At 71.4% G+C, this 10981-nt stretch carries 13 protein-coding genes; 4 read left to right on the forward strand and 9 right to left on the reverse strand.

Annotated features, from left to right (window positions below; all coding sequences use genetic code 11):
• Positions 1–2: 2 nt before the first annotated feature.
• From dnaN to BLW84_RS19990, 6 genes are all read right to left on the reverse strand, one after another.
• A complete protein-coding gene (gene dnaN / locus BLW84_RS19965; protein ID WP_093267395.1) occupies positions 3–1103 on the reverse strand; it encodes a DNA polymerase III subunit beta in 1101 nt (366 codons plus the stop codon).
• Between the two features lie 117 nt (positions 1104–1220).
• The gene (locus tag BLW84_RS19970) at positions 1221–2459 is read right to left on the reverse strand and encodes an MFS transporter (protein WP_425441726.1); all 1239 of its coding nucleotides are present in this window, start codon (positions 2457–2459) and stop codon (positions 1221–1223) included.
• A 395-nt stretch (positions 2460–2854) separates the two neighbouring features.
• Entirely contained in the window at positions 2855–3142 is a 288-nt protein-coding gene (locus BLW84_RS19975) for a hypothetical protein (RefSeq protein ID WP_143061002.1), read from the reverse strand.
• Between the two features lie 109 nt (positions 3143–3251).
• Positions 3252–3578, reverse strand: coding sequence for a hypothetical protein (locus tag BLW84_RS19980; protein ID WP_093267400.1), 327 nt, complete (start codon positions 3576–3578; stop codon positions 3252–3254).
• A gap of 156 nt (positions 3579–3734) precedes the next feature.
• Positions 3735–4409, reverse strand: a complete 675-nt coding sequence (locus tag BLW84_RS19985; RefSeq protein ID WP_093267402.1) for a Crp/Fnr family transcriptional regulator — start codon at positions 4407–4409, stop codon at positions 3735–3737.
• Positions 4410–4504: 95 nt separating this feature from the next.
• Positions 4505–4759 (reverse strand): hypothetical protein, encoded by a 255-nt coding sequence (locus BLW84_RS19990; protein WP_029535541.1) that lies wholly within the window; start codon positions 4757–4759, stop codon positions 4505–4507.
• 244 nt (positions 4760–5003) lie between these two features.
• Here BLW84_RS19990 and nth point away from each other — a divergent pair, with 244 nt between their 5' ends.
• The 4 genes from nth (at position 5004) to BLW84_RS20010 (ending at position 8462) form a co-directional block, all read left to right on the forward strand.
• A complete protein-coding gene (gene nth / locus BLW84_RS19995) occupies positions 5004–5831 on the forward strand; it encodes an endonuclease III (RefSeq protein WP_177226568.1) in 828 nt (275 codons plus the stop codon).
• Positions 5828–6466 (forward strand): TlpA family protein disulfide reductase, encoded by a 639-nt coding sequence (locus tag BLW84_RS20000; protein WP_093267403.1) that lies wholly within the window; start codon positions 5828–5830, stop codon positions 6464–6466. Before nth ends, BLW84_RS20000 begins: the two co-directional genes overlap by 4 nt.
• Positions 6463–7170, forward strand: coding sequence for an NUDIX hydrolase (locus BLW84_RS20005; protein WP_093267405.1), 708 nt, complete (start codon positions 6463–6465; stop codon positions 7168–7170). The genes BLW84_RS20000 and BLW84_RS20005 overlap by 4 nt, the downstream gene beginning before the upstream one ends.
• Before the next feature lie 107 nt (positions 7171–7277).
• Entirely contained in the window at positions 7278–8462 is a 1185-nt protein-coding gene (locus BLW84_RS20010) for a MarP family serine protease (protein WP_093267406.1), read from the forward strand.
• A 131-nt stretch (positions 8463–8593) separates the two neighbouring features.
• Here BLW84_RS20010 and BLW84_RS20015 read toward each other — a convergent pair whose 3' ends face one another.
• The 3 genes from BLW84_RS20015 to BLW84_RS20025 form a co-directional block, all read right to left on the reverse strand.
• Entirely contained in the window at positions 8594–9097 is a 504-nt protein-coding gene (locus tag BLW84_RS20015) for a phage holin family protein (RefSeq protein ID WP_093267433.1), read from the reverse strand.
• A 161-nt stretch (positions 9098–9258) separates the two neighbouring features.
• The gene (gene nhaA / locus BLW84_RS20020) at positions 9259–10482 is read right to left on the reverse strand and encodes a Na+/H+ antiporter NhaA (RefSeq protein WP_093267407.1); all 1224 of its coding nucleotides are present in this window, start codon (positions 10480–10482) and stop codon (positions 9259–9261) included.
• Positions 10483–10705: 223 nt separating this feature from the next.
• On the reverse strand, positions 10706–10981 hold a 276-nt coding region (locus tag BLW84_RS20025; protein ID WP_425441727.1), incomplete at its 5' end, for an AMP-binding enzyme.

Below are 10981 nucleotides of genomic sequence, written 5' to 3' on the forward strand. Positions count from 1 at the left end.
CGTCAGGTCCGCTTGGGCATCAGCACGTAGTGCAGTTCGGCGCCGGACGGGTCCGGCTCCGCGCCGGTGATCACCGTCGAACGGCGGTTGCCCGCACGGAGGCCGATGCGGACGGTCTGCGCGCCGAACGCCTGCAGCGCATCCGAGAGGTATCGGGGCTGGTAGGCGGTGGTGATGCGATCGCCGCTGGTGGTGGCCTTGATCGCCTCCTCGGCGTCGCCGAACTGCTGGTCCGCCGCGCGCACGCGCACCTCGGCGTCGCCGACTTCCAGCAGGACCGTGCCCTGCGCCCCGGCGAACGGCGTCACCCGGCGGACGGCCCCGGCGAGGTCGGCGGCCGCGACGTCGACGGTGCCGTCGAAGGCGTCGGCGAGGTGGCGCGCCTCGCTCGGGAACGGCGCGTCCAGCACGGTGCTGCTGACTTCGGCCGCCGGCCAGCTCATGCCGACCCGGTCCGCGTCGGCGTGCAGCACGATCTCGGCGTCGTCGGCCTGCTTGGCGATCTCGGCGAGCAGGTTCGCCGGGACCAGCACGTCGAGCTCGGCCACCTCGGACCGCCACGGCGCGCTCGCCACGGCCATCCGGAACCGGTCGGTCCCGACGAACACCAGCCGCTCGCCGAGCTGCCTGACGTGCACGCCGGTGAACACCGGCAACGCGTCGTCGCGCGACGCGGTGGACGCCGCGACGGCGGCCAGCGGCAGGAAGTCGGCGTCGAGCACGCCGACGCGCGGCGGAGCCTCGCGGACGCCGGGGTGGGACAGCAGGTCGAGCAAGGGGAGCGCGAAGCGCGCGTTCGGAGTGCGCAGCGCGAGCTTGCGGCCCTCGACGACGAGCCGGACTTCGGGGCTGTCGATGTTGCGCAGCGTCTCGGCGAAGGGGCGGGCGGGCACGAGCACGCGGCCTTCGGCGTGCGTCCGCGCCCCGCGGCTGAGCCGGATGCTGCGCTCCCGGTCGGTGCCCGCGAGCACGACGCCATCCGCGGTGGCTTCGAGAACGATGCCGCTGAGCACCGGGTCGAGCACCCGCCCGGGTAGCAGGCGAACGAGATCGTTGGCGGCGTGCGCGAGCGTCCGGGTCGGCGCCGTGAGGTCGAGTTCCATGCGCGCAAGCTAGCCAGCCGCACCGACAACCCGACCCGCACAACGTTTCCGCAGGTGATGGCTCGTGAGTGCTTTGGAGCGCCACAGCACCCCAAAGCACTCACGAGATCTGAAACGTCAGTTGCCGGCGAGGGAGAGGTCGGCGCGGGAGGTGGCCGGGACCAGGGTGCCGCGGCGCAGCCAGAGGATGCCGGCGACGACGACGCCGACCGCGCTCGCGGTCAGGAACGAGGCCGTCGGGCCGCTGATCTCGACCAGCTGCCCGCTGATGGACTGGCCGATGGCCGCGCCCAGCGTCACCGAGGTGACCACCCAGCCGAACGCCTCGGTGGCGGTGCCCGCGGGCGCCGCGATCTCGATCGCCACCGAGTGCGCGGTGGACTGCGGCGTGATCAGGCTGCCCGCAACCAGCAGCGCCAGGCACAGGCCCCACAGCGTCGACGGTACGGCCAGCAGCGTCAGCAGCACGGCGAAGCCGAACAGCAGCGCGGGCAGCCGCAGGTGCATCGGCCGCGGCCAGGGCCGCAGTCCGTAGGCGACGCCGACGATCACCGAGCTGACCGACAGCAGGCTCAGCAGCAGGCCACCGGCCGTCGGGTGGCCCGCTGCCACCGCGGCCGCGGGCACGCCGACCTCGACGAAGCCGATCAGGATGCCGAAGCCCAGCGCGGCCAGCGCCACGGTCCGCATCCCCGGGCTGGCGATCGCCCCCAGCAGGCTCCCGCCGGCATCGGGCGTGGGCTCCGGGCGGTGGCTGCGCGCGGCGCGGGTGGAGGCGAAGCCGACGCTGCCGACGACCATGCACGCGGCACCGACGACGACCCCGGTCCCCGGCCACGGCATCGCGACCATGAGCCCGGCCAGGCCCGGCCCGAGGATGAAGAAGACCTCCATGCTGATCGCCTCGTACGAGTAGGCCGCGTCCCGCGCCGGGCCGGGCGGCAGCAGCCGCCCCCACAGCGCCCGCGAAGCCGGGCCCACCATCGGCTCGCTGATCCCGACCAGGAACGCCAGCGCGGTCATCAGCGCCACCGGGGCGTGCAGCTCGATGACCACCACCTCGATGGTCACCAGCGCCGCGAACACGCCGGACATCACGTACAGCGGGATGGTCGGTCCCACCCGGTCCATCACCCGGCCCTGCGCGACCGAGCCGCAGGCGACGCCGATCAGCGCGCCCGCCGACACCAGTCCGGCCGCCGCGAACGACCCGGTCTGGCGCTGCACGTACAGCATCAGGGCGAGGCCGACCATCGCGATCGGCAGGCGGCCGAGCAACGAGGTGATGACGGGCCCGCGGGCGCCGGGGGCGGTCAGGGCGGTGCGGTAGTCGGTGAGGGACATGGATTGGGACACGCGAACCAGTATTCCAATTTTGGTACGACAGTACCAACTCGGTTTCGGGTAATCCGCCTCACGCGAGCCAGGAAAGGACCTTCTACCCGGTTCGCCCGGCGCCGAAACAGGGCACACTCAAATTAGAGCGGCTACGCAATCCGGGTGAACTCTGCAACCGGCGTGGGCGCAGCCGCGTCCTGGAAGGTGAGAGGGGTTGCTGGTGGCATCGGCCGTCCAGCATCTTCGACAAGAGGACTTTCCTCTGGTGCCAAGGATTCGGGGCCGACGCATCGGAGGATCGGGGGAGCGTGGTTGGTCGTCGGGGGACGAACCACGCACATGTGAAGGGGCTGGAGCGCCGCGTCGGGGGCGGCGCCCAGCCCCTTCACATGCGCCCGGAGCAGGCGCGGGCGTCAGAAGCCGCCACCGCCCCCACCGGCGTCACCGCCACCGCTGAAGCCGCCACCCCCGCTGTCGCCGCCGAAGCCGCTCCCGCTGTCGCCGCTGAAGCCGCTTTCACCGCTTACGCCGCTCCCGCTGCTGCCGTAATCGCTGCTCGCGTCGACGTAGCTCGCGGAGGTGACGGTCGCGCCGGAAGAACGACGAGGCCCACCGTCCTTGCCCGACGTGGAGGCGATGATCACCGCCATGACCAGTCCGGCGCCCGCGGCCACGGCGAGCAGGACCAATGCTTGGATCAAGGCCGGTTCCACCTCTTCGATCCCCTCAGTTCGGTCCGGTCCCCGGTCCGAGGTGGGACGCGCGGCGCCACCTCTGGGTTGCGACCCGGACACGAAAAGTGAAGGAATCTCAGTCGCCACCGCCGCCGCCGGAGTCGCCACCTCCGCCGGAGTCGCCACCCCCACCGGAGTCGCTGCCGCCGCCGGAGTCCCAGCCGCCGCCAGAGTCGTGCCCCCAACCCGAGTCGCCGTGGTGGTGATGGTGGTGGTGTGAGGTGCCGCCGGAATCGACGTAGCCGCTGCTGCTCGTCGAGCTGAGCCGCCGGCGCGCGGCGTAGTCGCGGTTGCGCTGCATGCGCGCGCGGCGCCGCGAGGGCCGGCGTTTGATCCGGTCCCGGATGATCGCGATCCCCAGGAGCAGCAGCATCGCCGCCCCGACGTAGCCGATCCAGTGCATGTCGCCCCCAACTCGTCGGTCAACCGATCAAGGTTTACACGGGGCAGGTGTCCGGTGGGTTGCTTTCGGACACGAAAAAACGCGCGTCGACTGAGGGGCCCGGGAACGAACCCGGGCCCGTCGGCCGACGCGCGTCAGTTCGCGGCGTCGCTGTCGTCAGCGGGCGCGGCGGGCCAACCGCTCCGGGTCGAGGATGAGCACGCTCTTGCCCTCGAGCCGCAGCCAACCGCGGTGCGCGAAGTCCGCCAGCGCCTTGTTCACGGTCTCCCGCGATGCGCCGACGTACTGCGCGATCTCTTCCTGCGTCAGGTCGTGGGTGACCCGCAGCAGGCCGGCCTCCTGGCTGCCGAATCGCTGCGCGAGCTGCAGCAGCGCCTTGGCGACCCGGCCCGGCACGTCGGTGAAGATGAGGTCGGCCAGCATGCCGTTGGTCCGGCGCAGCCTACGGGCGACCACGCGCAGCAGCTGCTCGGCGATCTCCGGGCGAGTGGCGATCCACTGCCGCAGCGCCGTGCGGTCCATGCTCAGCGCGCGGACCTCGGTGACGGTGGTCGCCGTCGAGGTGCGCGGCCCCGGATCGAAGATGGACAGCTCGCCGAACATGTCCGACGGGCCCATGATCGCCAGCAGGTTCTCCCTGCCGTCCGGCGACTTGCGTCCGAGCTTCACCTTGCCGGACTGAATGATGTAAAGCCGGTCTCCCGGCTCGCCCTCGGCGAAGATCACGTGTCCTCGCGGGAACTCGACCGGTTCCAGCGACTGGGCCAGTGCCTCTGCCGCGGCCGGCTCAACGCCCTGGAAGATGCCGGCCCGGGCCAGTGTCTCGTCCACCTCGTCCCTCCATGTTGAGACGCGGCGGCTGTCTGTGGTGCCGGACCCGCGAGTGCGAATCTAGCGGTGTGCCGCCGATCACTACCAGTTAAATTCTAAGACTGGTCGCGGGAACGGCGAGTACGCAGCCTACCGGCGCGTCCCACCCTGCGAAGCTGGAACAACTCCAGCGCGCGTCCAATACCTTGCCGGAACAACGCACGCACCTCGTCGGGGCGAGCGTTCTCCAGCAGCTCCTCCACCTCGTTCTCCTGCACCGCTACGTGCCGCAGGCGGGCCTCCACGCGCTCCATGAAGAGGGTGAAGAACATGATCACGAGCGGCACGACGATGACGAACCAGGCAGCCATCATGATTTAAATCCTCGCTCATACCTTCGGGGCTGGTGCAACCGGGGTCGGGTTCCCGGCGAGCGTGACGATGCGGCCACCTTTCGTGACGATCGATTCGCATGATCCGGTGGGGTGCCCGGACCGTGTCGCAGCGCAGCCTATCCGGGCGCGCAAGACCCCCGGCGCCCGACACACCCCGGTGAGTCGGGCACCGTGCCGGTGCGGCCGCTTCCGGAAGCGATCGGATCCGTAGTCTGGTGGGGTGTCAGACCTGGCTCGGAACAAGCGCAAGAAGGCCGCCGCCGGCTCGGGCGGTGAGACCCGGTTGCGGCTGGTCCGGCGGGCTCGCCGGATGCTGCGGGCGCTGGCCGACGCGTACCCGGACGCGCACTGCGAGCTGGACTTCGAGACGCCCCTGGAACTGGCGGTCGCCACGATCCTGTCCGCCCAGTGCACCGACAAGCGGGTCAACGAGGTCACCCCGGCCCTGTTCCGGCGGTACCCGACGGCCGCCGCCTACGCCGGGGCGGACCGCACCGAGCTGGAGGAGATGATCCGCTCCACCGGCTTCTACCGGAACAAGGCCGCGTCGCTGATGGGCCTGGGCGCGGCGCTGGTGGAGAAGTACGACGGCGAGGTGCCGCGGAAGCTGGAGCAGCTGGTCAAGCTGCCGGGCATCGGCCGCAAGACGGCCAACGTGATCCTCGGCAACGCCTTCGACGTCCCGGGCATCACGGTGGACACCCACTTCGGTCGGCTGGTCCGGCGCTGGGGCTGGACCGCGGAGGAGGACCCGGTCAAGGTCGAGCACGCCATCGGTGAGCTGATCCCGCGCAAGGAGTGGACGATGCTCTCGCACCGGGTGATCTTCCACGGCCGCCGCGTCTGCCACGCCCGCAAGCCCGCCTGCGGCGCCTGCCTGCTGGCCAAGGACTGCCCGTCGTACGGGCTGGGCCCGACCGAACCCGCCCCGGCGGCCAAGCTGGTCCGCGGCCCGGAGACGCCGCGGCTGCTGGCGCTGGCCGGGGTCGTCGACGAGGTCCCGGAGAGCACCGTCGAACAGGCCGCGGCGAAGGAGCCGGTGGCGTGAACCTGCGCGCCTACGGCAACGAGATCCGCTGGACGATCGTGGTGGTCGTGCTCGCCGTGGTGGGCGTGATCGCGCTCTGGCCGCGCGGAGCCGACCAGCAGCAGGAGCAGACCGCCGCGCCCACTCCGCCGCCGGCGGCCCGCGCGATCGACCCCGCGCAGCGAGCGGCGGCGGCGCTCCAGCCCTGCCCGGCGGCCGAAGGCGGCCCGGCGGAGCTGGCCGGGATCACCGGCAGCTGCCTGGCCGACGGGCGGCCCGCCGACGTGGGCTCCGCCGTCGCGGGTGGCCCGACGCTGATCAACCTCTGGGCGACGTGGTGCGCGCCCTGCCGCACCGAGCTGCCCGCGCTGCAGGCCTACGCCGAGCAGCCGGGCGCGATCCGGGTGCTGGGCGTCCAAGTGCAGAGCGATCCGGCGGACGGTCTTGACCTTCTGACCCAGCTGGGCGTTCACTTCCCCAACGTGCATGACGGGGACAACCGCATCAGAGCCGCGCTGAAGGCGCCGAACGTGCTGCCGATCAGCTACGTGGTGACCGCCTCCGGCGAGGTGCGCCGCATCGATCCGCCGGTCGCGTTCAAGAGCCCGGAGGAGATCCGCGCCGCCGTCGACCGGACCTTGGGGAGCGCCAGGTGAACCGGCGTACGGGCCCGCTGGTCGACCCGGCGGAGCTGCCCGACTGGCTGCGCGGCCTGGTCGAGCGGTCCGCCGACCTCGATCCGGGGCACTTCGGCTGGCCGCGTGAGAACCCGCCTGCGGAGGCCCGCCCGGCCGCGGTGCTGGTGCTCTTCGGCGAGGGCGCCGACGGCCCGGACGTGCTGCTGCTGCGCCGCGCCGACGGGCTGAGCTCGCATCCCGGCCAGGTTGCTTTCCCGGGTGGCTCGCTCGACGATGTCGATCGCGGGCCGGTCGACGCCGCGCTGCGGGAAGCCGTCGAGGAGGTGGGGTTGCGGCCGGAGGGCGTCCGCCCGGTGGCGACGCTGCCGGAACTGCACGTGGCGCACAGCGGTTTCCGGGTGACCCCGGTGCTGGCGCACTGGGCCGAGCCGTCCCCGGTCTCGCCGGTGGATCCCGGCGAGACGGCGGCGGTGGCCCGGGTGCCGATCTCCTGGCTCACCGATCCGGCGAACCGGCTGCGGGTGGAGCTGACCGGTCGGCACGCGAGCCCGGCGTTCCTGGTGCCCGGGATGCTGGTGTGGGGTTTCACCGGCGGCCTGCTGTCGGGGCTGCTGGACCTGGCCGGCTGGTCTCGTCGATGGAACCGCTCCGACGTGCGAGAACTCGACGAGGCGTGGCGGGCCGCGGAGGAGGCTGAGGACATCGGCTTCGGGCGTTCGTGAACGGTTTGAGAACCTGTTCTCGTCTGCCAGCACGCGCGGGATCGCTTCGAGGCCGGGTTGTGGGACCGTGGGGCGCCGCCGATCGTCGGCGAGATTGAGGTGAGCGGGTGAACTGGGTCGACCTGCTGGTGGTGCTGCTGGCGCTGCTCGCCGCGGTGTCGGGGGCTCGCAGCGGCCTGGTCACCGCGCTGTTCTCGTTCCTGGGCGTGTTCGTCGGCGCGGTGGTGGGACTCAAGGTCGCGCCGCTGATCCTGGACCGCCTGGACAGCCCGGTCGCCCGCCTCGCCTTCGGCGTCGGGATCGTGGTGCTGCTGGTCGCCTTCGGCGAGACCTTCGGCATGTGGGCCGGCCGGGAGCTGCGGGACCGGATCACCTCCCCGAAGCTGACCGGCGTGGACAACGCGCTGGGCGCGGTCCTGCAGTTCGTCGCGGTGCTCGTGGTGGCGTGGCTGATCGCGCTGCCGTTCACGTCGGCGTCGGCGATGCCCGGCCTGGCGGCCGCGATAAGCCGGTCGAAGGTGCTGACCGCGGTGAACTCGGTGATGCCCGCCTCGGCCAAGGCGCTGCCCGACGATCTGCGCGAAATGCTCGGGGTGTCCGGTTTTCCGCAGGCGCTGGAGCCCTTCTCGGAGACCCCGGTCGCGGAGATCGCGCCGCCGGATCCGGCGCTGGCCAACAGCCAGGCGGTGCGCAACGCGCGGACCAGCGTGGTGAAGGTCCGGGGCCGGGCCACGTCCTGCGCGCGGGCACTGGAGGGCACCGGTTTCGTGATCTCGCCGCACCGGGTGATGACGAACGCGCACGTGGTCGCGGGTACCGACCGGGTGGCGATCGAGATCGGTCGCGGCGAGTTCGACGCGAAGGTCGTGCTCTACAAGCCGGACGTGGACGTCGCGATCCTGGCGGTGCCGGATCTGGACGCGGACGCGATGACCTTCGTGCCGGGACCGGTCAGCCCGGGCAGCGACGTGATCGCCCTGGGCTACCCGCTGGACGGGCCCTACACGGCGTCGGCGGGCCGCATCCGGGAGCGGATCAGGTTGCGCGGCCCGGACATCTACGACGCGAACACCGTGGTCCGCGACGTCTACACGGTGCGCGGCCGGGTACAGAGCGGGAACTCCGGCGGGCCGCTGATCGACCCGTCCGGCAAGGTCGTGGGCGTGGTCTTCGGCGCGGCGGTGGACGACCCGGAAACGGGCTTCGCGCTCACGGCGGAGGAAGTGGCGGACGAGGTGACGGCGGCGCCGAAGTTGACCACGGAGGTCGACACCGGCCCCTGCACCAGCTGATCCGCGGGTCCCTCGGGACCTCCGGCTTGCGCCGATTTCGACATCGGCACCGCGGCATCGAAGGGCGGCAGCCCGCGCCTCATCCGGAGCGGCCGGAGTGGACGGTCAAGGCTCCGTGATCAGCGGAAGCGTCAGGACGCGGCCGGGGTTTCCTCGTCGTGGTGGCGCTTGGCGATCTTCGTGGTGTCCTTGAGCGTTTCGATGGTGCGCTTCGGCGCCTTGATCTTGCGCACCCGCGTGTAGCCGAGCAGCGCCAGCAGGCCCGCGACCAGCAGCATCACCAGGAACACGATGCCGAAGGCCGCCCAGCGCCACAGGCCGAGCTGGGCCAGCCCCTCGGCCAGCGTGAAGAACAGGAAGAACAGGCTGAAGCCGAGCACGGTCAGCGCGAGGATGAAGTAGACGCTGCCCTTGACGGCCTTCTTGACCTCACCGGCGAGCTCGGTCTTGGCCAGCTCGACCTCGGACCTGACCAAAGTGGACAGGTGCGTCGTGGCATCGCGCACCAACGCTCCGATGGACTGCCCGTCGGGAGCAGTGCCCTCTTCGGACAGCGGGATGGACGTGACCGCGGTCCACCCCGCACCGTCACGGCTGCCGTTGGTGCTCTTCTGGGCGCTGTTCACGTGCCCCATCGTGCCACGCGCGATCAGCACGCCACCGGGCGACTCGCGGTGCGTTACCCGCGAGTGACCCGCGGCGCCAGGTGTTCCGCAGTTTCAATTGAAACCTCGTGCCGGACCTCGGGCCCGCAGTTTCAATTGAAACTGCGGTCTCCCGGGGCTGGGCGTGGAGTTCAGGCGTCGTCGGTGCCGTCGCCGTTCTTGATCTTGCGGCCGCGGCGCAGCAGCACCGCCGCTGCCAGCAGCGATGCGATGGCGGAGGCGATCAGCACCGCGGCCTTGGCCCGTTCCGCGGCCACGCCGGTCAGCGACAGGTCGGCGATCAGCAGGCTGACCGTGAAGCCGACGCCGCCGAGCATCGCCAGCGCCGCCATGTCGCGCCAATGCACCGATTCAGGCTTCGCGCCGATGCCCAGCTTCACCGCGAGGAAGGAGCTGCCGAAGATGCCGATCAGCTTGCCGACCACCAGGCCGACGATCACCGCGATCGCGACCCGGTCCTCGCGGATCGCGGCCAGCGACTCGCCGTCCACGGGCACGCCGGCGGCGAAGAACGCGAACACCGGCACGATCAGCCCGGCCGACCAGGGCTGCAGCCGGTGCTCCAGGCGCATCGCCGGCGAAGCCGGCTCGTACGGGTCGCGCCGGACGCGGGTGAGCAGCCCGAGCGCCACGCCGGCGATCGTCGCGTGGATGCCGCTGGTGTGCACCGCGATCCAGGTGGCCACGGCCAGCGGCACGTACAGCCACGGCGTGGTGACCCGCTTGCGCTGCAGGTACCAGTAGACGACGCAGAGCACGACCGCCGCGATCAGCGCGAGCACGCTGAGCCCGTCGGTGAACAGCACGGCGATCACGACGATCGCGCCGAGGTCGTCGACGACGGCGAGGCTGAGCAGGAACACCCGCGCCGCGGTGGGCATCCAGGAGCCGGTCAGCGACAGCACGCCCAGGGCGAAGGCGATGTCGGTCGCGACCGGGATCGCCCACGCGGCGTGCGCGCCGGGAGCGCCGTGGCCGATCGCGAAGGCGAGCGCCGCGGGCACGATCATGCCGCCGATCGCGGCGATCACGGGCAGCAGAGCGCTCTTGACGTTGGAGAGCTCGCCGACCACGAGCTCGCGCTTGAGCTCCAGCCCGGCGACGAAGAAGAAGATCGCGAGCAGGCCGTCCTTGGCCCAGTCGCCGACGGACAGGCTCAGGTGCAGGAACTGCGGCCCGATCTCGAAATCGCGGACCGCGTGGTAGAGCCCGGCCGCAGGGGAGTTCGCCAGCAGCAGCGCGAGTGCGGTCGCGGCCAGCAGGACCAGGCCGCCGACGGTTTCGGTCCGCAGGTAGGCGCCGAAGTCGAAGGTTCGAGCCGACTTGGCGGACTGGTGGCGGGCGGCTTTCGACACTGGCGGCTCCGATCGCGGATAGCACGAACTGCGACGCCGACCAGTCTTCCCGGCACACCTTTGTCGGGATCCTAACATCCGCGGCGCGCGTGGTTGTCGGCGCAATCAAGATCGAGGCGGGGTTTTCCCAGGTCAAGGCGCCGCATGCGAATCGAAGAGCCCGTCGGGAACAGCAGGGCGCCCTCCGTGCGGGAGGGCGCCCCTGGTGCGTCGGACGTGTCGATCAGTCGTCGCTGGACTTGTTCAGGCCCTTGGAGATCAGCGACATGACGGACGAGTCGGCGAGCGTGGTGACGTCGCCGACCTCGCGGTTCTCCGCGATGTCGCGCAGCAACCGCCGCATGATCTTGCCGGAGCGGGTCTTGGGCAGCTCGGGCACGACCATGATCTGGCGGGGCTTGGCGATCGGGCCGATCTCGTGGGAGACGTGCTCGCGCAGCTCCTTGAGTGCGGCCTCGCCGCTGGCGGAGTCGTCGATGCCGCCGCGCAGGATCACGAA

Source organism: Saccharopolyspora shandongensis, from assembly GCF_900106995.1.
GTDB classification, from domain to species: domain Bacteria; phylum Actinomycetota; class Actinomycetes; order Mycobacteriales; family Pseudonocardiaceae; genus Saccharopolyspora; species Saccharopolyspora shandongensis.

Excerpts from the sequence above, each read along its gene's own strand:
- BLW84_RS19980 (WP_093267400.1), bottom strand. The coding sequence starts at position 3,578 with ATGCACTGGATCGGCTACGTCGGGGCGGCGATGCTGCTGCTCCTGGGG.
- BLW84_RS20015 (WP_093267433.1), bottom strand. The coding sequence starts at position 9,097 with ATGGGGCACGTGAACAGCGCCCAGAAGAGCACCAACGGCAGCCGTGAC.
- BLW84_RS19990 (WP_029535541.1), bottom strand. The coding sequence starts at position 4,759 with ATGGCTGCCTGGTTCGTCATCGTCGTGCCGCTCGTGATCATGTTCTTC.
- dnaN (WP_093267395.1), bottom strand. The coding sequence starts at position 1,103 with ATGGAACTCGACCTCACGGCGCCGACCCGGACGCTCGCGCACGCCGCC.